At 69.6% G+C, this 23912-nt stretch carries 22 protein-coding genes and 1 pseudogene; 14 read left to right on the top strand and 9 right to left on the bottom strand.

Going from position 1 to position 23912, the window contains the following annotated elements:
* Positions 1 to 49: 49 nt before the first annotated feature.
* The 4 genes from cofD to E3T42_RS14655 form a co-directional block, all read right to left on the bottom strand.
* Entirely contained in the window at positions 50 to 1054 is a 1005-nt protein-coding gene (gene cofD, locus E3T42_RS14670; protein WP_134367952.1) for a 2-phospho-L-lactate transferase, read from the bottom strand.
* Positions 1051 to 1965, bottom strand: a complete 915-nt coding sequence (locus E3T42_RS14665; protein ID WP_134367950.1) for an ABC transporter ATP-binding protein — start codon at positions 1963 to 1965, stop codon at positions 1051 to 1053. The genes cofD and E3T42_RS14665 overlap by 4 nt, the downstream gene beginning before the upstream one ends.
* Complete coding sequence (locus E3T42_RS14660; protein WP_134403236.1) at positions 1956 to 3077, bottom strand: putative F420-0 ABC transporter permease subunit; 1122 nt, start codon at positions 3075 to 3077, stop codon at positions 1956 to 1958. The genes E3T42_RS14665 and E3T42_RS14660 overlap by 10 nt, the downstream gene beginning before the upstream one ends.
* 65 nt (positions 3078 to 3142) lie before the next feature.
* Complete coding sequence (locus E3T42_RS14655; RefSeq protein WP_134367946.1) at positions 3143 to 4156, bottom strand: putative F420-0 ABC transporter substrate-binding protein; 1014 nt, start codon at positions 4154 to 4156, stop codon at positions 3143 to 3145.
* A 409-nt stretch (positions 4157 to 4565) separates the two neighbouring features.
* Between E3T42_RS14655 and E3T42_RS14650 the strand changes: the two genes are divergently transcribed.
* From E3T42_RS14650 to E3T42_RS14615, 8 genes and pseudogenes are all read left to right on the top strand, one after another.
* Complete coding sequence (locus tag E3T42_RS14650; RefSeq protein ID WP_134403235.1) at positions 4566 to 5501, top strand: nitrilase-related carbon-nitrogen hydrolase; 936 nt, start codon at positions 4566 to 4568, stop codon at positions 5499 to 5501.
* Between the two features lie 11 nt (positions 5502 to 5512).
* Positions 5513 to 6958, top strand: a complete 1446-nt coding sequence (gene hydA / locus E3T42_RS14645; protein ID WP_134403234.1) for a dihydropyrimidinase — start codon at positions 5513 to 5515, stop codon at positions 6956 to 6958.
* 13 nt (positions 6959 to 6971) lie between these two features.
* The gene (locus E3T42_RS14640) at positions 6972 to 7988 is read left to right on the top strand and encodes a TIGR03842 family LLM class F420-dependent oxidoreductase (RefSeq protein ID WP_134403233.1); all 1017 of its coding nucleotides are present in this window, start codon (positions 6972 to 6974) and stop codon (positions 7986 to 7988) included.
* Between the two features lie 94 nt (positions 7989 to 8082).
* Positions 8083 to 9417, top strand: coding sequence for an aspartate aminotransferase family protein (locus E3T42_RS14635; protein ID WP_134403232.1), 1335 nt, complete (start codon positions 8083 to 8085; stop codon positions 9415 to 9417).
* A gap of 149 nt (positions 9418 to 9566) precedes the next feature.
* The gene (locus E3T42_RS14630) at positions 9567 to 11066 is read left to right on the top strand and encodes a CoA-acylating methylmalonate-semialdehyde dehydrogenase (protein WP_134403231.1); all 1500 of its coding nucleotides are present in this window, start codon (positions 9567 to 9569) and stop codon (positions 11064 to 11066) included.
* Between the two features lie 161 nt (positions 11067 to 11227).
* Complete coding sequence (locus E3T42_RS14625) at positions 11228 to 11902, top strand: substrate-binding domain-containing protein (RefSeq protein ID WP_134403230.1); 675 nt, start codon at positions 11228 to 11230, stop codon at positions 11900 to 11902.
* Between the two features lie 134 nt (positions 11903 to 12036).
* Positions 12037 to 12825 (top strand): annotated as a pseudogene (locus tag E3T42_RS14620) (ATP-binding cassette domain-containing protein).
* Between the two features lie 121 nt (positions 12826 to 12946).
* Positions 12947 to 13798 carry a sugar ABC transporter permease gene (locus E3T42_RS14615; protein WP_241976196.1) on the top strand — a complete coding sequence of 284 codons (852 nt, stop codon included), beginning with the start codon at positions 12947 to 12949 and terminating at the stop codon, positions 13796 to 13798.
* A gap of 69 nt (positions 13799 to 13867) precedes the next feature.
* Here the strand turns inward: E3T42_RS14615 and E3T42_RS14610 are convergent, their stop codons facing one another.
* Positions 13868 to 14800 carry a LysR family transcriptional regulator gene (locus E3T42_RS14610; RefSeq protein WP_134367931.1) on the bottom strand — a complete coding sequence of 311 codons (933 nt, stop codon included), beginning with the start codon at positions 14798 to 14800 and terminating at the stop codon, positions 13868 to 13870.
* A 136-nt stretch (positions 14801 to 14936) separates the two neighbouring features.
* Between E3T42_RS14610 and E3T42_RS17470 the strand changes: the two genes are divergently transcribed.
* From E3T42_RS17470 to E3T42_RS14600, 3 genes are all read left to right on the top strand, one after another.
* Positions 14937 to 15059 (top strand): hypothetical protein, encoded by a 123-nt coding sequence (locus E3T42_RS17470; protein ID WP_255572883.1) that lies wholly within the window; start codon positions 14937 to 14939, stop codon positions 15057 to 15059.
* A gap of 76 nt (positions 15060 to 15135) precedes the next feature.
* A complete protein-coding gene (gene pyrE / locus E3T42_RS14605) occupies positions 15136 to 15684 on the top strand; it encodes an orotate phosphoribosyltransferase (protein WP_134367929.1) in 549 nt (182 codons plus the stop codon).
* Positions 15684 to 17564, top strand: coding sequence for a hypothetical protein (locus E3T42_RS14600; RefSeq protein WP_134403229.1), 1881 nt, complete (start codon positions 15684 to 15686; stop codon positions 17562 to 17564). The genes pyrE and E3T42_RS14600 overlap by 1 nt, the downstream gene beginning before the upstream one ends.
* A 130-nt stretch (positions 17565 to 17694) precedes the next feature.
* On the opposite strand, the gene E3T42_RS14595 is transcribed toward E3T42_RS14600, so the two are convergent.
* The 3 genes from E3T42_RS14595 to E3T42_RS14585 are packed head-to-tail and all read right to left on the bottom strand — an operon-like array spanning position 17695 to position 20463.
* Positions 17695 to 18495: an HAD-IIA family hydrolase gene (locus E3T42_RS14595; RefSeq protein WP_134367925.1), complete on the bottom strand. Its 801-nt coding sequence runs from the start codon at positions 18493 to 18495 to the stop codon at positions 17695 to 17697.
* A 53-nt stretch (positions 18496 to 18548) separates the two neighbouring features.
* Complete coding sequence (locus E3T42_RS14590; protein ID WP_166787192.1) at positions 18549 to 19193, bottom strand: metal-dependent transcriptional regulator; 645 nt, start codon at positions 19191 to 19193, stop codon at positions 18549 to 18551.
* A gap of 4 nt (positions 19194 to 19197) precedes the next feature.
* Positions 19198 to 20463 (bottom strand): Nramp family divalent metal transporter, encoded by a 1266-nt coding sequence (locus E3T42_RS14585; RefSeq protein ID WP_134367923.1) that lies wholly within the window; start codon positions 20461 to 20463, stop codon positions 19198 to 19200.
* Positions 20464 to 20532: 69 nt separating this feature from the next.
* Between E3T42_RS14585 and E3T42_RS14580 the strand changes: the two genes are divergently transcribed.
* From E3T42_RS14580 to E3T42_RS14570, 3 genes are all read left to right on the top strand, one after another.
* On the top strand, positions 20533 to 21171 hold the full coding sequence (locus tag E3T42_RS14580; RefSeq protein ID WP_134367921.1) for an RNA methyltransferase: 639 nt from the start codon (positions 20533 to 20535) through the stop codon (positions 21169 to 21171).
* Between the two features lie 15 nt (positions 21172 to 21186).
* Positions 21187 to 21555 (top strand): DUF4440 domain-containing protein, encoded by a 369-nt coding sequence (locus E3T42_RS14575; protein WP_134367919.1) that lies wholly within the window; start codon positions 21187 to 21189, stop codon positions 21553 to 21555.
* Between the two features lie 136 nt (positions 21556 to 21691).
* Positions 21692 to 22924 (top strand): hypothetical protein, encoded by a 1233-nt coding sequence (locus E3T42_RS14570; protein ID WP_134367917.1) that lies wholly within the window; start codon positions 21692 to 21694, stop codon positions 22922 to 22924.
* A gap of 31 nt (positions 22925 to 22955) precedes the next feature.
* Here the strand turns inward: E3T42_RS14570 and E3T42_RS14565 are convergent.
* Positions 22956 to 23912: YhgE/Pip family protein (locus E3T42_RS14565; RefSeq protein WP_166805339.1), on the bottom strand; the 957-nt coding region annotated here is incomplete at its 5' end.

Raw genomic sequence — 23912 nt, 5'->3', positions numbered from 1 at the left:
GCTGAGACCGAGCGGACTCGGTTCGTGCACCCGGTTCAAGTTAACTAACTTAACTAAGCCTACCCCCCGAACGGGCGCCGAGAGCGAGCGCGTCGGCTGCGAGCCGCATCGTCGTCTCCGAATCGCGCATCCAGAGCGGCACGGCGACCGAACGGATGCCCGCGGCCGCCAGGGCGGGCAGCGCACCGGCATCCGTCTCGTCGACCAGCCACGCGTCGAGCACGCCGCCCCCGGCGCGGGAGCCGTAGTGCAGGCCCACGGCCTCGGCCGAGGTCGCCACGCCGATCGTGTGCAGGCAGGCGTCGGCCATGCCCCGCACCGCGGCGCCGGCGATGATCGGGGAGACGCCGACGACCGTGGCGGGCGTGGACCGCAGGGCCTCCCGGATGCCGGGGACGGCGAGAATCGTGCCCACCGAGACGACGGGGTTCGACGGCGGCAGGATGACCAGGTCGGCCGTCCGGATGGCGTCCAGCACGCCCGGCGCGGGCACGGCGGACTCGAGGCCGACCTGCACGAACTCGGTCACCGGCACGGAGGCGCGGTAGCGCACCCACCACTCCTCGAAGTGGATCAGGTCGCCCGCGCGGTGCTCATCGGCGTCCATAGCCAGCCGGGCATGCGTCTCCACGGGGGTGTCGCTCATCGGCAGCAGGCGCGCCCCCGGCTGCCAGCGGCGACAGAGGAACTCGGTCGCCTCGCTCAGCGTCGACCCGCTCCGCAGCAGGTCGCTGCGCACGATGTGCGTGGCCAGGTCGAGGTCGCCGAGCGTGAACCAGGACCAGCCGCGCCCGTAGGCCGCGATCTCGGCCGAGGTGCGGCGGGACTCCTCCGGTCGCCCCCAGCCCTGTTCCTCGTTGATGCCGCCGCCGAGGGTGTACATCACGGTGTCGAGGTCGGGGCAGATGCGCAGGCCGTCCAGCCACATGTCGTCGCCGGTGTTCACGACCACGGTCACCGCCGCCTCCGGCTCGGTGGCCGCGAGGTGCTGCAGCAGTCCGCGGGTGAACCGGGCGCCGCCGATCCCTCCGGCCAAAACCGTGATGGTCGTCATCTGTTGCTTCCTCCGTGCCGGGTGATGCGGGGTTCAGGGCTGGACGGGAACGCCGGCGCGGCGGCCGGCGAGAACACGATCACCGGATGCCCGCCCCGGGGATGCGGGATCACGTCGCAGTCCACGCCGTAGACCTCCGCGATGATCAATGGCCGCAGCACCTCGTCCGGGGTGCCGGACGCGACGAGCCGGCCACGGTTCAGCAGCAGGATCCGGTCGCAGTACGCGGCCGCGAGGTTCAGGTCGTGCAGGGCCATGATCGCGGTCAGGCCGGCGCCTGCGCTTGCGCTTGCGTCCGAGCCCGATGACGAGCCCGTTCCCGTACCGGCGCCGTCACCCGCGCAGAGCCCGCGCACCTGCCCGAGCAGGCCCAGCTGGGCGCTCACGTCGAGGTGGTTGGTCGGTTCGTCCAGCAGCAGCAGGCTCGGCCGCTGCGCCAGTGCCCGGGCGATCTGCGCGCGCTGCTGTTCTCCGCCGCTGAGGGTGTGCCAGGCCCGGTCGGCCAGGTCGCTGCCGCCGATCATGGCCAGCGATTCCTCGGCCACCCGGTGGTCGTCGTCGCCGCCAAAGCTGCCGAGAACCCGGCTCCGGTGCGGGATCCGGCCGAGGAGCACGACCTCGCGCACCGTGAGGTCGACGCTGGGCGCGGCGCTCTGCTCGAGCAACGCCACCCGACGGGCGGTCTCCCGCCGCGACAGACCGGACCGCCCGCCCACCCGTTCCCCGTCCAGTTCGACGCCGCCGGCATCCGCTCTCTCGAGCCCAGCGATCAGGCGCAACAGGGTGGATTTGCCGGCCCCGTTCGGCCCCAGCAGGCCGGTCACGGTGCCCGTCGGCAGGGCCGCCGACACCTCGGTCAGGATATCGGTGCCGCCGATCCGGAACGACACCGCGTCCAGGACTACGCCCATGCCGCGGCCTTCCGGCTCTTGATCAGCACGATGAAGACGGGCACTCCGATGAACGCCGTGATGATGCCCACCGGCAGCTCGCGCGGGTCGAACACCGTGCGCGCCACGGTGTCGGCGATGACGAGGAAGAGGGCGCCGAGCACCACGGCAAGCGGAAGCAGGCGGCGGTGGCCCGGCCCGCTCAGGCCGCGCACGAGGTGCGGCAGGATCAGACCGACGAAACCGATCGAGCCGCTCACCGACACCATGGCGCCGGTGAGCAGGGCGACCGCCGCGAGCAGGGCCCAGCGGGTGCGGTTCACGTCGATGCCGAGGGATGCCGCGGCCGTGTCCCCGAAGGTGAACGCGTCCAGGCGGGTGGCCGCGAGCACGATCCCGGTGCCGACCACGGCCAGGGCGCCCGCCGAGATGGCCACGGTCGTCCAGGAACTGCCGGCGAGCGAGCCGAGCAGCCAGTTCAGGATTTCCCGGTAGGAGTCGCCCTTGGCGGCCCAGAAGATGACGAAGGAGGTGCCGGCCGCACCGAGCTGCGCGATGGCCAGGCCCGACAGCACCGCCCGCCCGGGCGTGATCGTGCCGCCGACCCGCGCGATGCTCAGGGTCGCGACCAGGGCGGCCAGCGCGCCGAGGAAGGCCGCGGTGGGAAGCGCGAACGAGACCCCGAGGATGACCACGCAGACCGCCCCGAGCGACGCCCCCGAGGAGAGGCCGAGCAGGTACGGGTCCGCCAGCGGGTTCCGGGTGACGCTCTGCATGACCGCGCCGCAGAGCGCGAGCCCGGCGCCCACCATCGCCGCCGTCAGGACGCGCGGCAGGCGCAGCTGCCAGACGATCGAGTCGGTCAGCGGGGGCACCGCGGGCAGGCCGGGCAGGCCGGCGTGCCCGCCCAGGCTCGCGGCCACATCCGTCAGGCTCACATCGGCGGGGCCGATCGTGACGGCCAGCGCGGCCGCCAGCACGAGGGCCACGATCGAGAGCACGAGCCAGCCGAGGTAGCGCCCCGCGCCGGTCCCGCGCCGCGTCGGCTGCGCCGCGACCGATCCGTCGACCGATCCGTCGACCAATCCGTCGACCAATCCGTCGACCGATCCGTCGACCGATCCGTCGCGCATGCGTTCCGTCACCGTTCCGTCACCGTTCCGTCACCAGTCCGCCGCCGGGGCCGTCTCGCCGCGGGCTACTTCTTGAGCTGCTTGTCGAGGGCGGCCAGCTGGTCGATGGCCGACGAGGCGGTCTCCACATTGCGGATGCCGGCCTCGGTCGCCGCGAACGGCAGCACGATGTAGCGCTTGTTCTTCACCGCGTCGAGCTCCGCGGTGGCCGGGTTCGTCTCGAGGGTGGCGATCTTCGAGTCGGCGGTGTTCCAGGTGGCGTCGACGAGCACGATCACGCTCGGGTTCGCTTCGATCACCGATTCCCAGCCCACCGAGGTCCAGGTGTCGTGCACGTCCGCGAAGATGTTGGTCAGGCCGGCGGCCGCCATGATCATCGCGGGGGAGCCGATGCCGGCTCCCACATAGGGGGCGTCGGTGCCGCTCGAGTACCAGAGGGCGGTGGTGTCCTCCTTGACCGGCTTAAGCGCAGCGAGGTCGGCTTTCTGCTCGGTGACCAGCTTGGCGGCGGCCTCCGGGGCCCCGAACAGGGCGCCGGCCTCGTCGATCTCGGTGAAGACGGAATCGAAGCTGAGCGGGTCGGGCATGGCCTCGCCCTTGCAGGCGGCGGGCGAGACGTAGCTGCCCACGTTCAGGCCGGCCAGTCCGGCACGCTCGCCCACCCCGTCGGCGGAGAAGTTGGACTCCCAGCCGCCGTAGATGAAGTCGGGCGTGAGGTCCAGCACGGCCTCCTGGCCGGGCACGAAGTCGCTGATCACATTGAGGTCGGCGCCGGCCTTCGCCAGGGATGCCGGCAGCGGCCCGTCGAGGAACGCCGAGCCGACGATGCGGTCGCCGAGGCCCAGCGCGAGCAGCAGTTCGGTGGCCGAGGACTTGATCGTGACGATGCGCTCGGGCGCGGCGGTCACGGTGACCTCGGTGCCGCAGTTGGAGACGGTGACCGGGTAGCCGGTGCCCGCGTTCGCCTCCGGGGCGGCGCTCGGCGCGCTTGGGCCCGCCGCGGCGCATCCGCTCAGCAGCAGCGCCGACGCGGCAACCGCCGCCAGCACAGAAACGCGGGACAACAAGTACGGGTTCATAAAACCGATCCGGTTCTGAGCTGCGAGTGCGGGCGAATCGTCGGTATGAGCGCGCCATGGCGACGATTCGCCCGCATTCGCGAACGAGGGAGAGAAGAAGGGAGAGCAGGAGGATGCGAGCCGAGCGAATGCCGGCGACCTGCCGCCCAAGTCAGGGCCGGCTCGACCGGTCAGATCCAACCGGCGGTCTGCTCCCAGCCTAGGCCAGAACGGGTTGGCCGGAACCCTTGCCACCGGCCGGTTCGGACGACAGGATGATTACGCGTAAGTCACACAGAAACAGATCTGCAAAATAGACGTCGAACAGCACAAACGGGCGAAGCCGCCCGATTCGACTCACCTGATTCGGCGCTGCACTTCCCGGCCTCTCGGCCTGCTCGGCGTCGGGCGCGATGTGGAGGCAAGTGAGATGACCGGGGACAGCAGCAACACGGGCACGAGCAACACGGGCACGGGCAAAACGCACGCCGGCAACACGGGCGGCAGCACCGATCGGCGCGACACCGTTCGGGCCGAGATCACCCAGACGGAGTGGACCGGCGACCAGGAGTCGATGATCCGCAAGCACGAGGGGTTCGTGCGCACGGCGGCCGCCGCCGCGGTGCAGGTGATCTGCTTCCAGGAACTCTTCCACGGCCCCTACTTCGGCATCGTGCAGGACCCGAAGTACTACGACTACGCGCAGAGCGTGCCGGGCCCGCTCACGGAGCGGTTCCAGAAGCTCGCCGCCGAGCACAACATGGTGATCGTGCTCCCCGTCTATGAGGAGGAGCAGCCGGGCGTGCTCTACAACACGGCCGCCGTGATCGACGCCGACGGCAGCTACCTCGGCAAGTACCGCAAGCACCATATCCCTCACCTGCCGCAGTTCTGGGAGAAGTTCTATTTCCGCCCCGGCAACGGCGACTACCCCGTCTTCGACACCATGGTCGGCAGGATCGGCGTGTACATCTGCTACGACCGGCACTTCCCCGAGGGCTGGCGCGTGCTGGGCCTGAACGGCGCCGAGATCGTGTTCAACCCGTCGGCCACCAAGCCGGGGCTGTCCAACCGCCTCTGGGAGCTCGAGCAGCCGGCCGCCGCGGTCGCCAACCAGTACTACATCGGCGCCAACAACCGCATCGGCGCCGAAACCGAGGAGTTCGGCGATGAGGCCGTCACGTTCTACGGCAGCTCCTACTTCGTCGACCCGCGCGGCAACTATGTCGGCGAGGTCGCCTCCACCGACACCGAGGAGATCCTGATCCGAGACCTCGACCTGGGCGTCATCCGCGAGGTGCGCAACTCGTGGCAGTTCTACCGGGACCGCCGCCCGGATTCCTACGCCCCGATCGTGGAACCGTAGGCGGGGACACCATGAAGATCCTGATCCAGAACGGAACCGTGGTCAGCGCGACCGGACGGGTGCTCGCCGACGTGCTCACCGACGGTGAGACCATCGCCGCCGTGCTGGCGCCCGGTTCCGCCCTCCTCGGGGCCGACCCGGCCGCATCCGTCGACCGCGTGATCGACGCGACCGGCAGGTACGTGATCCCGGGCGGCGTCGACGCACACACGCACATGGAGCTGCCGTTCGGCGGCACGGCCGCGAGCGACACCTTCGAGACCGGCACCCGGGCCGCGGCCTGGGGCGGCACGACCACGATCATCGACTTCGCGGTGCAGAGCCACGGCCAGCGGGTCTTCGACGGGCTGACCGCCTGGCACGAGAAGGCGGCCGGCAACTGCGCCATCGACTACGGCTTCCACCAGATCATCGGCGACCTGAACACGGACTCCCTGCAGGCCATGGACGGGCTGCTGGCCGAGGGCGTCTCGAGCTTCAAGCTGTTCATGGCCTACCCCGGGGTCTTCTATTCGGATGACGCGCAGATCCTCAAGGCCATGCAGAAGTCCGCCGAGACCGGGCTGATGACCATGATGCACGCGGAGAACGGCCCGGCCATCGACGTGTTCGTGGGCCAGCTGCTCGCGCAGGGCAAGACCGCCCCGTACTACCACGGCGTCGCGCGCGCCTGGCAGCTCGAGGAGGAGGCCACGCACCGGGCGATCATGCTGGCGAACCTCACCGGGGCGCCGCTCTACGTCGTGCACGTGAGCGCCCGGCAGGCCGTGGAGCAGATCGCGGCGGCCAGGGACACGGGCCAGAACGTGTTCGGGGAGACCTGCCCGCAATACCTCTACCTCTCGCTGGAGGAGAACCTCGGGGCGCCCGGGTTCGAGGGTGCGAAGTGGGTGTGCTCGACCCCGCTGCGCTCCCGGGCCGAGGGCCACCAGGACCACCTGTGGCAGAGCCTGCGCACGAACGACATCCAGATGGTCTCCACCGACCACTGCCCGTTCTGCATGAAGGGCCAGAAAGACCTGGGCCTGAATGACTTCTCCAAGATCCCGAACGGCATCGGCTCGGTCGAGCATCGCCTGGACCTGCTCTACCAGGGCGTGGTCAACGAGCGCATCACGCTCGAACGCTGGGTCGAGATCATCTCCACCACGCCGGCACGGATGTTCGGCCTCTACGGCCGGAAGGGCGTCATCCAGCCCGGCGCGGACGCCGACATCGTGATCTACGACCCGAACGGGCACACCTCGATCGGGCTGGGCGTCGACGAGTTCGGCGAGCAGACCGGCCGCAGCCACCACATGAACATGGACCACTCGGCCTGGGAGGGTTACGAGATCGACGGCCACGTCGACACCGTGATCTCCCGGGGCAAGGTCATCATCGACGCCCAGGCCTACCTCGGGGCCCGGGGCGACGGCCGGTTCGTCCCGCGCGGCCTGAGCCAGTACCTCATCTAGGGCAGGGGACGGCATGGATTTCGGAGTCGTTCTGCAGACCAACCCGCCGGCGGCCCGCACCGTGCAGCTGGCCCAGCTGGCCGAAGCGCACGGCTTCAGCCACGTCTGGACCTTCGACTCGCACCTGCTTTGGCAGGAGCCGTACGTGATCCACAGCCGAATTCTCGCCGAGACCCGCAGGGTCATCGTCGGACCCATGGTCACCAACCCGGCCACGCGCGACTGGACCGTGACGGCCTCCACGTTCGCGACCCTGAACGAGATGTACGGCAACCGCACGATCTGCGGCATCGGCCGCGGCGATTCCGCCGTGCGGGTCACCAACGGGGCCCCCACCACACTGAAGACGCTGCGTGAATCGGTGCACGTCATCCGTGAGCTCGCGAACTCCCGGCCGGTCGCGCACAACGGCGCCACGCTGCAGTTCCCCTGGAGCGTCGGCTCCAGCCTCGAGGTGTGGGTGGCGGCCTACGGCCCGCTCGCGCTCCAGCTGGCCGGGGAGATCGGCGACGGTTTCATCCTGCAGATGGCTGACCTCGACGTGGCCGAGTGGATGATCAAGACCGTTCGGGCGGCCGCGGCGAACGTCGGCCGTGACCCGCTGTCGGTCAGGTTCTGCGTGGCCGCTCCCATGTACATCGGCGACAACTGGGGGCACCTGCGCAACCAGTGCCGCTGGTTCGGCGGGATGGTGGGCAACCACGTGGCCGACATCGTGGCGAAGTACGGCACCGAGTCGCACGTGCCGAAGGCCCTGACCGACTACATCGCCCGGCGGGAGGGCTACGACTATAACGCGCACGGCAAGGCGGGCAACGTGCACGCCGCCTTCGTGCCCGACGAGATCATCGACCGGTTCTGCCTGCTCGGCACCGCGAAGGACCACGTCGAGAAGCTCGAGGCCCTGCGGAGCCTCGGCGTCGACCAGTTCGCCGGCTATCTGCAGCACGACAACAAGGAAGAGACCCTCCGGGTCTACGGGGAGACCGTGATCCCGGAGATGACCGAGCAAATCGTGGCGAAGTTCTAAACTCGGTCAGACTGGACGTGCACGTCGTCCCCGGGCCATCACCACAGGAATCACTCCACCTCCATCTCAACGCAGAGAGAAAGAACCGATATTCGTGACTGACACCACAGCCCAGAGCGCAACCTCAAGCCGGAACGACCTCGCCTACGAACTCGACCGCGCCCACGTCTTCCACTCCTGGTCCGCGCAGGGCAGCCTGAAGCCGCTGGTGATCGCCGGCGGTCTGGGTTCACGGGTGTGGGACTTCGACGGGCGCAGCTATCTGGACTTCTCCAGCCAGCTCGTCAATGTGAATATCGGCCACCAGCATCCGGCGGTCACCCAGGCCATCATCGAGCAGGCCGGCACGCTCGCCACGGTCGCCCCGTCGACGGCGAACCTCGCCCGCGGCGAGTCCGCCAAACGCATCGTCGAGCGCGCTCCGGCCGGGTTCAACAAGGTGTTCTTCACCAACGGCGGCGCGGATGCGATCGAGAACGCGATCCGGATGGCGCGCCTGCACACGGGCCGTGACAAGATCCTCTCCACCTACCGCTCGTACCACGGCAACACGGGCGCGGCGATTGTCGCGACCGGGGACTGGCGCCGCATCCCGAACGAATTCGCGCGCGGCCACGTGCACTTCTTCGGCCCCTACCTCTACCGCAGCGAGTTCTGGGCGACCACGCCCGAGCAGGAGTCGGAGCGCTCCCTGCGCCACCTGGAACACGTGATCCAGAGCGAGGGCCCCTCCGGCATCGCGGCCGTGCTGCTGGAGTCCATCCCGGGCACCGCCGGCGTGCTCGTGCCGCCACCCGGCTACCTCGCCGGGGTGCGGGCGCTCTGCGACCGCTACGGCATCCAGCTCATCCTGGACGAGGTGATGGCCGGCTTCGGCCGCACCGGCAACTGGTTCGCGTTCGAGGGCTACGACGTGACCCCCGACCTGATCACCTTCGCCAAGGGCGTCAACTCCGGGTATGTGCCCACCGGCGGCGTGATCATCTCGGACTCCATCGCCAGCGACTTCGAGACCAACGTCTTCCCCGGCGGGCTCACCTACAGCGGCCACCCGCTGGCGATGGCGTCAATCGTGGCGGCCCTCGACGCGATGAAGAACGAGGGAATCGTCGAGAACGCCGCCCGCATCGGGCGCGACGTGCTCGCTCCGGGACTGGCCGAACTGCAGGCGAAGCACAAGGTCATCGGCGAGGTGCGCGGCGTCGGCGTCTTCTGGGCGCTGGAGCTCGTGGCCGACCGGGAGACCCGGCACCCGCTCAGCGGGGCGGTGATGGGCCGCATCAAGACCGAGCTGCTCGCCCGCAACCTGCTGCCGTTCCTCGCGGAGAACCGCATCCACGTGGTGCCGCCGTGCGTGGTCACCGACGACGAGGTCGCCGAGGCGCTCGCCATCTACGACGAGGTCCTGAGCCTCGACCTCCTCGCCTGACCCGCACCCGCACATCCACCCGCACCCGCACATCCACCCTCACCACCTGCACCGTTCCGGTCGAGAGTGCCCGTTCCGCCGGGCACTCTCGACCGGAACGGGCACTCTGACCGCTACTCAATGAAGAGAATGAAGAGAGACGAACGCCCATGACCGACCTGCCCGTCATCACCCACTGGATCGACGGGGCCCCCGTCGATGGAACCTCGACCCGGACTGCCCCGGTTTTCAACCCGGCCCTCGGCGCCGTCGCCAAGAACGTGCGCCTGGCGAGCACCGCGGATGTCGACACCGCCGTCGCGTCCGCGCAGGCGGCCTACCCCGGCTGGCGTGACACCTCCCAGGCCAGACGCCAGGGCATCATGTTCAACTTCCGCGAGCTGCTGAACGCGCGCAAGGGCGACCTGGCGGACATCCTCACCGCGGAACACGGCAAGGTGACCTCCGACGCCCTGGGCGAGATCATCCGTGGCCTCGAAGTGGTCGAGTTCGCGCTCGGCATGCCGCACCTGACCAAGGGGGAGTACTCCGAGAACGTGTCGACCGGCGTGGACGTCTACACGCTCCGCCAGCCGCTGGGGGTCGTGGGCATCATCAGCCCGTTCAACTTCCCGGCGATGGTGCCGCTCTGGTTCTTCCCGATCGCGATCGCGGCCGGCAACACGGTCGTGCTGAAGCCGAGCGAGAAGGACCCGTCGGCGTCGAACTGGCTGGCCGCGCTGATGACCGAAGCCGGCCTGCCCGACGGCGTGCTCAATGTCGTGCACGGCGACAAGGAAGCCGTGGACGCCCTGCTCGTGCACCCTAACGTGCAGGCCATCTCGTTCGTCGGGTCCACGCCGATCGCGAAGTACATCTACGAGACCGCGGCCCATCACGGCAAGCGAGTGCAGGCCCTCGGCGGTGCCAAGAACCACATGCTCGTGCTGCCGGACGCCGACCTGGACCTGGCCGCGGATGCCGCGGTCAACGCCGGTTTCGGCTCCGCCGGTGAGCGCTGCATGGCGATCAGCGTGGTGGTGGCCGTCGAACCGGTCGCCGACGACCTGGTCGCGAAGATCACCGAGCGCCTCACGGGCCTCAAGGTGGGCGACGGCATGCGCGGATGCGACATGGGGCCGCTGATCACGCAGGTGCACCGCGACAAGGTGGCCTCCTACATCGACGTGGCCCACACCGACGGCGCGGAGGTCGTCGTGGACGGCCGCGGCATCGAAGTCGACGGCGACGCGAGCGGCTTCTGGCTCGGCCCGACCCTCTTCGACAAGGTCAGCACGGACTCGGACGTCTACCTCGACGAGATCTTCGGGCCGGTGCTCTCCATTGTGCGGGTCGCCAGCTACGCCGAAGGGCTCGCACTGATCAACCGCAGCCGGTACGGCAACGGCACGGCCATCTTCACCAATGACGGCGGGGCGGCGCGCCGGTTCCAGAACGAGGTGCAGGTGGGCATGATCGGAATCAACGTGCCGATTCCCGTGCCGGTGGCATACCACTCCTTCGGTGGCTGGAAGGACTCCCTGTTCGGCGACGCGAAGGCATACGGCCCGGCCGGGATCGCGTTCTACACCCGCGAGAAGGCCGTCACGAGCCGCTGGCTCGACCCCAGCCACGGCGGCATCAACCTGGGCTTCCCGCAAAACGCCTAGCCGCACCGACCGCGCGCAATACCTGTTGAGGGCGGAAATCCGGGCCGGATTTCCGCCCTCCGTCGTGCGCCCCGGCGCGGTGCCGGAAACCTTGACGACCTCCCCCGGAGGTCCATCGTGGTAGCACCGCCAACGAGGGTGGTCACTGTAGGAGGCCCAGAATGAGAAAACTGAGGAAAAGAGTCGCGCTCCTGGCGATCGGATTGTTGGTTCTGCAGGGCACGGCGCTGGTCGACAAGCTGAAGGCGGACAACACCATTACCGGCATCATCATGATCAACGGATCGCCGACCGACGGCAACGCGGCCCTGTTCAAGAAGGGCGCTCACTCCGTCATCGACCCCAGCGGCATCCCGATCCTCGCCGAGTTTGAGACCCCCGACTGGAGCCCGGACAAGGCCCAGGAGTGGGCGGCCGGCCAGATCACCCAGTTCGGCCCGAAGATCCAGGGCGTGTACGCGGCGAACGACGGCACAGGGGGCGGCGCGATTGCGGCACTCAAGGCTGCCGCGTTCACGCCGATGCCCCCGGTGACCGGTCAGGACGCCGAGCTCGCGGCCATCCAGCGAATCGTCGCCGGAGACCAGTACATGACGGTGTACAAGGCCATCAAGCTGGAAGCCGAGAAGGCTGCGGAGCTGACGCACGCCCTCGCCCAGGGCGACACGCTCACGGGCGACACGGATGTCGACGGAACCCCGTCGACCCTGCTCACCCCGGTGGTCGTGACCGTGGACAACATCATGGAGACCGTGGTCAAGGACGGCTTCTACACGGTTGACGAGATCTGCACGTCGACCTATGCCGAGGCGTGCACGGCGGCCGGGATCAAGTAACGCCAGCACCGGCACCAGCAGACCGCCGGGCGGGGATCACCAGCAGGTGATTCTCGTCCGGCGCTGCACCAGCACGAAACGGACCAGCGCAAAGGACTCGCCATGACCCTGCCCTCGTCGTTGCCGACAGCCCCATTCCCGCCGGGGAGCTGGTCTTTTCACTGCGGGGGATAGACAAGAACTTCGGTGCCGTCCAGGCCCTGACCGCCGTCGACCTCGACATCTACAGCGGCGAGGTGGTCGCCCTCGTCGGTGACAACGGCGCAGGCAAGTCGACCCTGATCAAGATCCTCGCCGGCGTCTACGGCTCCGACGGAGGCACGATCATGCATCGCGACAAGCCGGTCTCGATCTCGAGCCCGTCCGAATCGAACGCCCTGGGCATCGCCACGGTCTACCAGGACCTGGCCCTCTGCGACAACCTCGACGTCGTCGCCAACCTCTTCCTGGGGCATGAGATCGGGGGCCGCGCCATCATCAACGAGGTGGAGATGGAGAAACGCTCCTGGAGCCTGATGCAGCAACTCTCCGCCCGGATTCCCTCCGTGCGGATTGCCGTGGCATCCCTCTCGGGCGGTCAACGCCAGACCGTGGCGATCGCCCGGTCGCTGATCGGGGAGACGACCGTGGTGATCCTCGACGAGCCGACCGCGGCGCTGGGCGTCGCCCAGACCGCCGAGGTGCTGAACCTGATCGAGCGGCTGCGCTAGCGCGGGCTCGCCGTCGTTCTGATCAGCCACAATATGGCCGACGTCCAGGCGGTCGCCGACCGGGTCGTCGTGCTGCGCCTCGGGCGAAACAACGGCGAGTTCCGGATCGCCGACGTCACCTACGAGGACATCATCGCGGCCATCACCGGGGCGACGGACAACGCGGTCACGAGGCGCGCACAGGCGCGCAGTGCGGAGGAAGCGTCATCATGACGACCCCGACAATTCCCACGTCAGAGCCGCCGGCCGTCGCGGCGGACCGGCAGGACGAACGGCTCATCCAGCGCAAGGCTGGCCGCTGGCGCTCGCGATCCTGTCGTCGATCGTCGCCGGGATGCTCGTCGGCCTGCTCTACGGCTTCCTGTTCACCCGGTTCGGGGTGCCGAGCTTCGTGATCACCCTGGCCGGTCTGCTCGGCTTCCTCGGCCTGCAACTCTGGGTCCTCGGCAAAACCGGGTCGATCAACATCCCCTTCGATTCCTGGATCGTGCAGTTCGCCCAGCAATGGTTCCTGCCCGACTGGCTGTCCTACGTGCTCGTCGTGCTCACCGTCCTGGTCTTCGCCGCACAGCTGGTCTTCATCGCCCGGCGGCGCACCAAAGCGGAGTTGACCGCGATTTCGACGACCTCCATCGTGGCACGCAGCGTGGGGCTCCTGGTGGTGCTCGGGGTGCCCACCTGGTATCTCAACCAGGCCCGTGGGGTGGGCCTGATGTTCCTCCTGTTCCTCGTGCTCGTGGTCGTGATGAACTTCTTCCTGCTGCGCACCCGGTGGGGGAGGGCCGTGTACGCCATCGGCGGCAACGTCGAAGCCGCGCGCCGGGCCGGCATCAAGGTGAAAGCCGTCTACCTCTCGGTCTTCATGCTCTGCTCGACCTTTGCGGCGGTCGGCGGGGTGCTCGCGGCCGGCCGCCTGGCCGCAGCCAACCAGGGCAGCGGCGGCGGCGACACGAACCTCAACGCCATCGCCGCGGCGGTGATCGGCGGGGCCAGCCTGTTCGGCGGTCGCGGCAGCGCGTACTCGGCGTTGCTGGGCATCCTCGTGATCCAGTCGATCTCCAGCGGCCTGACCCTGATGAACCTCGACTCGTCGATCCGGTACATGATCACCGGCGCAGTGCTGCTGCTCGCCGTGATCGTGGACTCCCTGTCCCGTCGCACCCGCGTCTCCCACGGCCGCGCCTGACGCCCGTCCCTGTTCTCCGCACTGCGCGGCCAACTTTCGCTGCCGCGAGGAGGGGTGAGAGGGGCGCGGTCAGGGGGCCGGGGCGATCGCCGCGTGCGTGGCCTGCACCCGGGCGGCCTCGGTGCGCAGCACGTCGACGACGGTGCGCACGGCCAGGCGCTCGGCCCGGTCGGGGCGCATCAGAGCCACGATCTGCCGCTCGGCATCGACCCCGCGCAGGGGCTTGAGCACGAGCCGCCCCGGTTGGTCGCCGCCCCAGGTGTAGCGAGGCACGAGTGCGATGCCGAGTCCGGCCACGACGAAGGCCTCGATCACCCTCAGGTCGGCAAACTGTTGGGCGACGATGACAGGGCTGCCGGCCTTCTGCTCGATCTGGTGCAGGATGCGCTCGAACGGGTAGCCGTGCGGCGCGCCGATCCAGGTCTCACCGACGACGTCGGCCGGGGTGAGCCAGGTGCGGGTGGCCAGCCGGTGGTCGGCCGGGAGTCCCACGTCGAGAGGCTCGGTCATCAGCGGCACGACCGTCAGGCCGCGGCCGCCCCAGGGCAGCTGGCCGCGCAGGCTGTAGGCGAGCACGATGTCGAACTCCGCCGTCAGCGCGGGGAAGTCGCTCAGCTCGGGGTCCTTGTCGGTGCAGTTCACGACGAGCCCGGGCACCGCGGCCACTTCCCGCAGTGCGCCGGGCAGCAGCATCTCGCCCGCGGTCGGGAACGTGACCAGGCTGACCTCGCCGGTGGCGTCGTTGCGGAACTCGTCCCAGACCGCCGTGGCGCGGGCGAGGGCGACCGCCACATTCGTGGCGCTGCGGGCCAGGGCGCGTCCGGCATCCGTCAAAATCAGGCCGCGCCCGCTGCGCTCGGTGAGAGGCAGACCGGCCTCCCGTTCGAGCACTTTCAGCTGCTGGGAGACCGCCGACGGGGTGCGGTGCGTGGCCCGGGCGACCTCGGTGATGCTGTGGCGCTCGGCCAATTCCCGGAGCAGTTCGAGCCGTTGCACATCCATGTGGCTAAGCTACACACTCCCTGCAGAATAATACGATTGTGCTGCAAAGTTAAAGGTGGTGAAATAAATATGTCGAACTCGTGCAATGGTGCCTCCGTCTCCCCGACATCCGCCTCCATTCTCGAAAGGTACGACCGTGTTTGCTCTCCTCGCCGTTCTCGTTCTCATTGTGATCTCCTCCCTCGTCGCTGTCGTGGTCGACGTTCACAAGGATGGCTACCGTCGCGTGCCCGAGCGCAAGCTCGTTCGCATCTTCTAGTCGATTCGGTTCCACCCGGTCAGAGCCGCGTCCTCCCTCGAGTGGACCGGCCGGCCGATGGCCTAAAGTTGGTCCTGTGACCGATACCCGCCAGCAACTCATCGACTACATCTCAGCCGACGCCGTTTTTCATGGTGACTTCACCCTCACCAGCGGCAAGAAGGCGACGTACTACGTCGACCTGCGCAGGGTCAGCCTCGACCACCGCGTCGCACCGCTGATCGGTCAGGTCATGCTCGACCTGATAGCCGATATCCCGGATGTCGCCGCGGTCGGCGGCATGACCATGGGCGCCGACCCCGTGGCCGCGGCCATCCTGCACCAGGGTGCGGCGCGCGGGGCCGCGTACGACGCCTTCGTCGTGCGCAAGGAGCCCAAGGACCACGGCCGCGGCCGACAGGTCGAAGGGCCCGACCTCGCGGGCAAGCGTGTCGTCGTCCTCGAGGACACCTCCACCACCGGAGGATCTCCGTTGGCCGCGATCGAGGCGCTGCTCAAGGTCGGGGCGATCATCGCCGGCGTCGCCGTGGTCGTCGACCGCAACACCGGCGCGCGCGAAGTGATCGAAGCCGCTGGCTACCCGTACTACTACGCGATCGGCCTTGAGGACCTGGGGCTGAACTAGTGCCGCTCGACGAGGTTCCGGGCGACGAGGAACCGAAGGCCAGGGCGTCGAATTCCCGGGCGTCGAAAGACGAGGCGCCCGCCGAAGACGGCATGGACTGGCTCGCCTCGCAACTCGGCGGCGGGGCCAGGCCCGGCACGCCCGACGAATTCACCCCGCGGCGGTCGATCCAGATCCCCCGGTGGCCGAAACCCGGGCAGGCAGCCGAACCGGCCCCGCCGGTGCCGTCCGTCGATGCCCACCCCAAAACCGCCGGCTTTCTGTGGGGCCTGAAGCCCACCACCCAGACCGATCCTCGGCTCAAGAGCGTCCGGCCGGTGCCCGCCGCTGCGGTTCCTGCAGCCGACCCGCCCGTTGCGGTTCCTGCAGCCGACCCGCCCGCCGGGTCTGAACCGTTCCGGCCCGGTCACCCCGGCCCGTCCACGGATGCCGCCTCCTCGCCGCCGCGTCTCGCGGACCTTGCACCCGCACCGCTCGTTCCCGCATATCTCGCTCCCGCGCCGAACGCGCCGGCCCCGGCACGCGCGGCGACTCCTGCAGCATCCGTGCCGGCCGATCCGACGCCTGACCGGAGCGTCGACCCTGACTCGGGCCTGGCTCCGGCCGTGCCCACCGGCTCCGGCTCCGCCGTGCCCAGCGGAACCCGCATCATCCGCTCGCAGGCGGACCTCGAGCCGGCGCCCTGGTGGACAACCCTCACCCAGTCCCCGCTCGTGCCCACTGCCGAGGAAACCGCTGCCGCAGACCTGATCGCCGGCGTGACTCGCACGCCCGCGGCACCCGCGGCACCCGCGCCGCTCGAGGCCTCGGATGCGCTCCCGGCTCCGGTCTCGGCCCGCAGCCGGTTCCGCGCCTGGTCCGCCGCGGCCGGTACGGCAGCGTCCGCGGCCACGGCCGCCGCAACTGCCGCCGCCTCCGCAGCGGTGGCCTCGGTCGCCGCCTCAGCCTCCCCCGGCTCATACGCAGGTGGCGCTGCGGGCGCCGGAGGCGCTGCCGTGACAGGAGCCGCCGCGCCCAACGGAACGGCGCCCGGGGCTGCCGAGGCCGCCGGACCTGAGGCCTGGCCCGGAAATGCCACGCCCGTCATCACTACTGCGCCTGCTGTTGCGCCTCCGTTGCCCGCTGGCGGTGCCCGCGCGACAACGCCCGCTGAGCCTTCTGAGGCATCCGTTGCCCTCACCACCACGTCCGCCGGCACGCACGCCTTACCGGCCGCCGCACATGCCGACCCGGGCGGCCGGCCGCCGACCGGTTCCACCGCCTCGCGCGGGGGCTCGGCCCGCCCGCCGATCGACATCAAGAAGTCGCTGCCGTGGATCATCGCCGGCGTCATTCTCGTGGTCGTGCTGGGCGCCTTCTTCTTCATCGGACAGAGCCTGGTAGGCGACCCGACACCGGTCGCGGCGCCCACGATGAGCGCCGGCAGCACGCCGACGGCCACCCCGACGCCGACCCCGACGCCCACGCCCGAGGTCACCGGACCGCAGCCAGCCGGCGTGCACCAGTGGAACACCCTGTTCGGCGGCGAATGCCTCGAGCCCTACGTGTCGCCCTGGGAGGAGGAGTTCACGGTTTCGGACTGTGGCGCCCCGCACTCCGCGCAGCTCGTGTACCGGGGGGTGTTCGCCGGTGACGACACCACGGCCTTCCCCGGGGAGGCCGAGCTCGCCGGTCAGATCAACGTGCTCTGCAGCGCCCCCGGCGTGATCGACCTGGCCGCGGCCGGGGCCTTCCCCGACCTGCAGGTGCAGGGCAGCTACCCGATCACCGAACTGCAGTGGACCGGCGGCCCCCGGTCCTACTACTGCTTCGTGAGCCGGTCTTCCGGCAAGCCGCTCACGGTGAGCCTCGCGGGTCCCGGCCCCGCCCCTGCCGCCTGACGAATTCGACGGAGATTTTGCCGAAATAGGCCCGTTCAGGTCCAAAACGGTGTTTTTAGGGCCGAATCTCCGTCGAATTCGTTAGCGGCAGCGGCAGCAGGGGTGATCAGCGGGGCGGCGCGGGACGGGCTCAGATCTCGTCTGACTCCTGCGGCTCCGCGGAGACGAGCTCGTGCACGCCGGCGAGGATCTCGTCCGGTCGGAACGGGTAACGGCTCACCTCGGCGGCGTCACTGATGCCGGTCATCACCAGGATGGTGTGCAGCCCGGCCTCGATCCCGGCGATGATGTCGGTGTCCATCCGGTCGCCGATCATGGCCGTGTTCTCGGAGTGTGCGCCGATCTTGTTCATCGCCGAGCGGAACATCATCGGGTTCGGCTTGCCGACCACGTACGGCTCCATCCCGGTGGCCTTGGTGATCAGGGCAGAGATCGCGCCCGTGGCCGGCAGCGGGCCGTCGGCGCTGGGACCGGTCGCATCCGGGTTCGTCGCAATGAAGCGGGCCCCGGCCAGCAGCAGACGGATCGCCTTGGTGATGGCCTCGAACGAGTAGTTGCGGGTCTCGCCGACCACGACGTAGTCGGGATTCGTCTCGGTCATGATGAAACCGGCCTCGTGCAGCGCGGTCGTGAGGCCCACCTCGCCGATGACGAACGCGGTGCCGCCCGGCGCCTGCGACTTCAGGAAGTCCGCGGTCGCCAGGGCCGACGTCCAGATGCGGTCCTCCGGCACGTTCAGGCCCGACGCGCGCAGGCGGGCGCTCAGATCCCGCGGCGTGAAGATGGAATTGTTGGTCAGCACCAAGAACGGCGTCCCGGCGTCGCTCCACTGCTCCAGCAACTCCGCCGCACCCGGCAGCGGGCTGTTCTCATGCACGAGCACGCCGTCCATGTCGGTCAGCCAGCATTCGATCTCGTCACGGCTAGTCATTGGGTGCTCCCTCGGTTCACGGTCCAGACTATCGGGGCGAGGTTTCGCGCTGGTTACTTTGTCAGCCAGATCGATCGGGCCGCCGACTGCGTCAGGTGACGGATGCCCCCGGCCGGCAGGCGCACGGCGAACGGTTCGTCCACCGTCAGTCGGGTTCCCGGCCGGATCCCGTCGGCGCCGAGGCCCCGCAGGATGGCCGGGTCGCGGTCGCTGATGCGCAGCACGGTCCCGACGTGGCCGGGGGCGGCGTCCGCCAGCAGTACCGCGGGGGCGCGCACCAGCGTGCCGTCGGCCGCGGGGATCGGGTCGCCGTGCGGGTCCGCGGCGGGGTGCCCGAGGCGGTCGTCGATCGCCGCCAGCAACCGGTCGGAGAGCGCGTGCTCGAGGATCTCCGCCTCGTCGTGCACCTGGTCCCAGTCGTACCCCATCTCCCGCACGAGCCAGGTCTCGATCAGCCGATGGCGGCGCACCACGGCGGTCGCGCCGAGGACACCGGCCGTCGTCAGGGTGAGCGGCCCGTAGGGCACATGGGTGATCAGTCCGGCCGCGGCCAGCTTCTTCACCATCTCGGTGACGGAGGACGGCGCGACGCCCAGGCGCAGCGCCAGCACCGACGGAGTGATCGGGTCAGGTTGCCATTCGGTGTGCGCGTAGATGGTCTTGAGGTAGTCCTCGGTCGCGGGGCTGGTCAGCGCCATGGAGTCAGGCGCCCGCGAAGACGAGGACGAGCAGCACCACGTTCAGCGCCACGAGCAGCAGGGCGGCGAGAGCGCCGGCGGCGGTCGTGAACCAGCGGTTGCGGTACTCCCCGAGAACGCCGCGCTGAGCGGTGAGCCACACCAGCGGGATCAGCGCGAAGGGGATGCCGAACGAGAGCACCACCTGGCTGAGCACGAGGGCCTCGGTCGGGTCGAACCCGCCGCCCAGGATGACCAGGGCCGGGATCAACGTGACCACGCGCCGCAGCAGCAGCGGCACCCGCAGCCGCAGCAGGCCGTGCATGATCTCCGCTCCGGCATACGCGCCGACCGACGTGGACGCCAGCCCGGACGCGAGCAGCCCCACCGCGAACACGGTCGCGACGATGGGCCCCAGCGTGTCTCGCAGGGCCAGGTAGGCGCCCTCAAGGGTGTCGGTCCCCGGCGCGCCCTGCAGCGCGGATGCCGCGAGCAGCAGGATCGACAGGTTCACCGTTCCGGCGATCACCATGGCGATGGAGACATCCCACTTGGTGGCCCAGAGCAGGCGCGGGGTCGCGGCGTCGGTGCCCACGGAGGGGAACCGGTCCCGCGTCAGGGCGGAGTGCGCGTAGATGGCGTGCGGCATGATCGTCGCGCCGAGGATCGAGGCGGCCAGGAGCACCGAGTTGGACCCGTCGAAGCGCGGCACGAGCCCGGCCAGCACCCCGGCCGGGTCCGGTGGGGCGAAGAAGACCCCGGCGGTGAACCCCACCGTGATGATGAGCAGGAGCGCCATGATGACCCGCTCGAAGACGCGGGGCCCTCGCCGGGTCTGCACGCCCAGCACCACCATGGAGATGACCCCGGTGATCACGCCGCCGGCCAGCAGGGGCAGGTCGAAGAGCAGGTAGAGCGCCACCGCGCCGCCGATGATCTCGGCCAGGTCGGTGGCCATCGCCACCAGTTCCGCCTGGAGCCAGTAGAGCCGGCGGGCCAGGGGGTGACGGATGCGCGCCCCGAGGATCTCCGGCAGGCTCGTGCCCGTGACGATCCCGAGCTTGGCGGAGAGGTACTGGATCAGCCAGGCCATCACGTTGCCGGCCACGACCACCCACACGAGCAGGTAGCCGTAGCGGGCGCCGGCCGTCATGTTGCTGGCCACGTTGCCGGGGTCCAGGTACGCGACGCCGGCGACGAGGGCCGGCCCGAGCAGCCAGAGCAGGCGGGTGGAGGCGACGGTGGTCGGGCGATCGGTCACCGGGGCAGCCGGCGCATCCGTTTTAGGCATGCCGAAATCTTACGTCGGATTTAGGGAGCCCGAAAGGGTGGGTCCGGCCGGGCAGGATACGGTGGAGCGGTGCCAGAACCGCAGAACCCCACGCCCGAACTGTCCACCTACGGCGTCGGACCCTGGCAGGGGGAACTGCCCGAGGAGTCGTTCTACGACCCGGAGCTGCTCGAGCGCGGTGACACCCGCAACGTGATCGACCGGTACCGGTACTGGTCGATGGAGGCCATCGTCGCCGACCTGGACCAGAAACGGCACCCGTTCCACGTGGCCATCGAGAACTGGCAGCACGACATGAACATCGGCTCGATCGTGCGCAGCGCGAACGCCTTCGCCGCCGACACGGTGCACATCATCGGCCGCAAGCGCTGGAACAAGCGCGGCGCCATGGTGACCGACCGGTACCAGCACGTGCTGCACCACCCGGATGTCGCATCCTTCGTCGAGTGGGCCGAAACGGCGGACCTGCCGATCATCGCGATCGACAACGTGCCGGGCAGCGTGATCATCGAGACCTTCAGTTTCCCCGAGCGCTGCGTGCTGCTCTTCGGCCAGGAGGGCCCCGGCCTGTCCGGGGAGGCGATCGACGCCGCCGACGCCGTCGTGGAGATCAGCCAGTTCGGGTCCACCCGCTCGATCAACGCCTCCGCCGCGGCCGCCGTCACCATGCACAACTGGGTGCTGCAGCACCGGTTCTCCAAGCTTTAGGTCTAGCGTTGGGTCATGACCTCGATCACTGACGATCTCCCCGCCCGACTGCTGCACGAAGAGCACGAAGGGTGGCAGGCGATCCTCGCCGGCCGCGGCGGCGCCTACTACCGGAGCACGATGACCAGCGACGGGCTGCTGATCCTGCCGGGCCGGGTCGTCACCCGCGACGAGGCCCCCGCCTTCTTCCAGGCACTCGCCCCGGTCACGAGCTACAAGCTGCGCGACCCGGCCGTCGTGCGGCTGAACGATCATGCCGGCGTGCTGGTCTACCGGCTCATCGCCCACCGTGGCGACGAGGTGACCGAAGCGAACGCGTCGACGACCTATGTCTTCAAGGACGGCGGCTGGTGCGTCGCGGCGCACCAGCAGACCGCGATCTAGGCGGCGTCTTCCCGGAGTCTGCGGGGCGTGTTCGCCGCGCCCTCCTGGGTGTCCGTCCGCCGCGCCGAGGCCGGGTTGTCAACCCTCCGGCCGCGGGCTACCGTGCTGAGCAAACACGGTAGAAGGGACTCCCGCCATGGCTGATTTCGGTAATGAAGGACTCGCGGAGCTGTTCCGTCGACCCGGTTCGGTGTCAAGCGCTTACGTGGACGTGACCCAGGATGCCCAGAATCCCCGGCGCACCTCCGCCCTGCGCCAGCGCACCCTGCGCGAGGCGCTGACCGCGGCCGGTGCGCCGGAGATCGACGCCAGCACCATCATCGAGCTGAGCGAGGAGCCGCCCGGGGTGGGCGGCCCGATGGGTCGGCTGATGGTCGTGCGGCAGGGTGTGGCGGAGATCAACGAGGTGCTCTCGGGGGAGCCGCTCGGCGACCTGCTGGTCTCCTACGGGCCGGTGCCCAACCTGATGCCCCTGCTCATCCATCGCCCACGGGACCTCAGCTACGTGGTGGCCGAGGTCGGGCGGGACGGCGGCGAGATCACGCTCTACCGGCTGAGTCGCCCGCATCCGGTCTCCAGGGTGAAGGTGGAGGGCGACACCGAATTCCTCACGAAGGTCGGGTCCGAAGACGACTTCCTCGCAAATGGGCGCTACCAGCACCACACCGAGGAGGTATGGAAGCGCAACGAGGGCCAGATCGCCGCCGCGATCGACGAGATCGTGCAGGACAGCAAGGCCGAACTGCTCGTGCTCACCGGCGACGTGCGTGCGCGGCAGCTTCTCGTCGACCAGCTTTCGCCGGTTAGCCGCGAGGTGCTGCACGTCGTGCCCACGAACACCCGCCCGGGCGGTGCCACGCAGGAGGAACTCGAAACCGACCTGAACCGCCACCTCGCGGCGATTCTCGCGCGGGAGGAGCACGATGTTCTCGAGCGGCTGGGGACGGGACAGGGCAGCGGCCTCTCTGAGATGGACTTCGCGGCCGTGGTGCGCGCACTCCAGCAGAGCCAGGTCGACGTGCTGCTGCTGGCCCCTGATCGGACGCCGGCGGAGACCCTGATCGCCCTCGACCGCGAGCCCTGGCTGGCAGCCACCTCGGCAGAGGCCCTCGGCGCCGGCGAGCTCGGCTCGGTGCCGGCCGCCGACGCCCTGGTCCGCGCGGCGATCCTGACGGATGCGCGGGTGATCGTGGTATCGGCCGGTGAACTGCCGGTCGAGACGAGCGCTGCCGCCCTGCTGCGCTGGTCCACCCTCCCGTCTTCGGCCGAAGCGGCTCCCGCCGAGGAGTCGGAACGGCCGGCGGTGCCCAGCCGCGGCGACGCGGTGACATTCCCGCGTCGTCGCGCCACCTCCCGCCCCGAGGAGTAGCAGGACGACTGGAGACGAAGAGGCCGGCGGCCTAGCCGATCAGGCTGGGCCGCAGGTCGCGCAGGGTGCGGAAATGCGTCATCCGGGTCACGCCGATGAAAGCGAGCACCAGGGCGCCGGCCAGCCAGAGCAGCAGCACGCCGGCATCGGACCAGGCCGTGGCCGGGTTTCCGCCGTACATCAACTGACGGATGCCGTCGACGGCATAACTCATCGGCACCACGTGGTGGAGCCAGGCCAGCGGCGCGGGCAGGGTCTGCCAGGGGAAGGTGCCGCCGGCGGTCACGAGCTGCACCACCATCAGCACGAGGCCGATGAACTGACCGACGCTGCCGAGCCAGACGTTCAGGGCGAGGATGATCGCCGCGAACGCCAGGGCGGCCAGGCCCATCATCAGGTACGTGCCGGCCGGGTTGTGCACCTCGAACTTCAGCACGCCGGCCAGGATCGCGAACAGGGCGGCCATCTGGGCCATCCCGAGCAGGCCGGGCGTGAGCCAGCCGGCCACCGTGATCCGCACGGGAGAGTGCAGGGCGGTGATGGCCCGCCGGGAGACCGGCTTCACGATCAGGAACAACGCGTAGATGCCGATCCAGCCGGCCAGGCTGGCGAAGAACGGGGCCAGCCCGGCGCCGTAGGTGCCGGCCGAGGTCACGGCCGCGGTCTGCAGTGAGACCGGGTCGGCGATCGTCGACCCCTGCAGGGAGCGGGTGGTCGCAGTCGAGTCCGGGATGCTGGTGACGCCGGTGGCCAGGCCGTCCCGCAGCGTCCCCGCGCCGGTTTGGAGCTCGCCGAGACCGTCCCGCAGGCTGCCGACCCCTGCCGACAGTGAGGACGCTCCGGTGGCGGCGCTGTCGGCCCCGGTGGCGGCGGCCACGGCTCCGTCGTGGGTCTGCCGGGCTCCGTCGGCGAGGTTCCCGGCGCCGACGGCGGCCTGGCCGGCCCCGGCGGCCGCCGCTGCGGCCCCGGTCGACGTCTTCTCGGCGCC

It is taken from the genome of Cryobacterium sp. TMT4-10, assembly GCF_004403275.1.
Lineage (GTDB): Bacteria > Actinomycetota > Actinomycetes > Actinomycetales > Microbacteriaceae > Cryobacterium > Cryobacterium shii.
This window is presented reverse-complemented; position numbering and strand designations above follow the sequence as displayed.

Excerpts from the sequence above, each read along its gene's own strand:
- cofD (WP_134367952.1), bottom strand. The coding sequence starts at position 1,054 with ATGACGACCATCACGGTTTTGGCCGGAGGGATCGGCGGCGCCCGGTTC.
- E3T42_RS14665 (WP_134367950.1), bottom strand. The coding sequence starts at position 1,965 with ATGGGCGTAGTCCTGGACGCGGTGTCGTTCCGGATCGGCGGCACCGAT.
- E3T42_RS14660 (WP_134403236.1), bottom strand. The coding sequence starts at position 3,077 with ATGCGCGACGGATCGGTCGACGGATCGGTCGACGGATTGGTCGACGGA.
- E3T42_RS14655 (WP_134367946.1), bottom strand. The coding sequence starts at position 4,156 with ATGAACCCGTACTTGTTGTCCCGCGTTTCTGTGCTGGCGGCGGTTGCC.
- E3T42_RS14650 (WP_134403235.1), top strand. The coding sequence starts at position 4,566 with ATGACCGGGGACAGCAGCAACACGGGCACGAGCAACACGGGCACGGGC.
- hydA (WP_134403234.1), top strand. The coding sequence starts at position 5,513 with ATGAAGATCCTGATCCAGAACGGAACCGTGGTCAGCGCGACCGGACGG.
- E3T42_RS14640 (WP_134403233.1), top strand. The coding sequence starts at position 6,972 with ATGGATTTCGGAGTCGTTCTGCAGACCAACCCGCCGGCGGCCCGCACC.
- E3T42_RS14630 (WP_134403231.1), top strand. The coding sequence starts at position 9,567 with ATGACCGACCTGCCCGTCATCACCCACTGGATCGACGGGGCCCCCGTC.
- E3T42_RS14625 (WP_134403230.1), top strand. The coding sequence starts at position 11,228 with ATGAGAAAACTGAGGAAAAGAGTCGCGCTCCTGGCGATCGGATTGTTG.
- E3T42_RS14615 (WP_241976196.1), top strand. The coding sequence starts at position 12,947 with ATGCTCGTCGGCCTGCTCTACGGCTTCCTGTTCACCCGGTTCGGGGTG.
- E3T42_RS14610 (WP_134367931.1), bottom strand. The coding sequence starts at position 14,800 with ATGGATGTGCAACGGCTCGAACTGCTCCGGGAATTGGCCGAGCGCCAC.
- E3T42_RS14595 (WP_134367925.1), bottom strand. The coding sequence starts at position 18,495 with ATGACTAGCCGTGACGAGATCGAATGCTGGCTGACCGACATGGACGGC.
- E3T42_RS14590 (WP_166787192.1), bottom strand. The coding sequence starts at position 19,193 with ATGGCGCTGACCAGCCCCGCGACCGAGGACTACCTCAAGACCATCTAC.
- E3T42_RS14585 (WP_134367923.1), bottom strand. The coding sequence starts at position 20,463 with ATGCCTAAAACGGATGCGCCGGCTGCCCCGGTGACCGATCGCCCGACC.
- E3T42_RS14575 (WP_134367919.1), top strand. The coding sequence starts at position 21,187 with ATGACCTCGATCACTGACGATCTCCCCGCCCGACTGCTGCACGAAGAG.
- E3T42_RS14570 (WP_134367917.1), top strand. The coding sequence starts at position 21,692 with ATGGCTGATTTCGGTAATGAAGGACTCGCGGAGCTGTTCCGTCGACCC.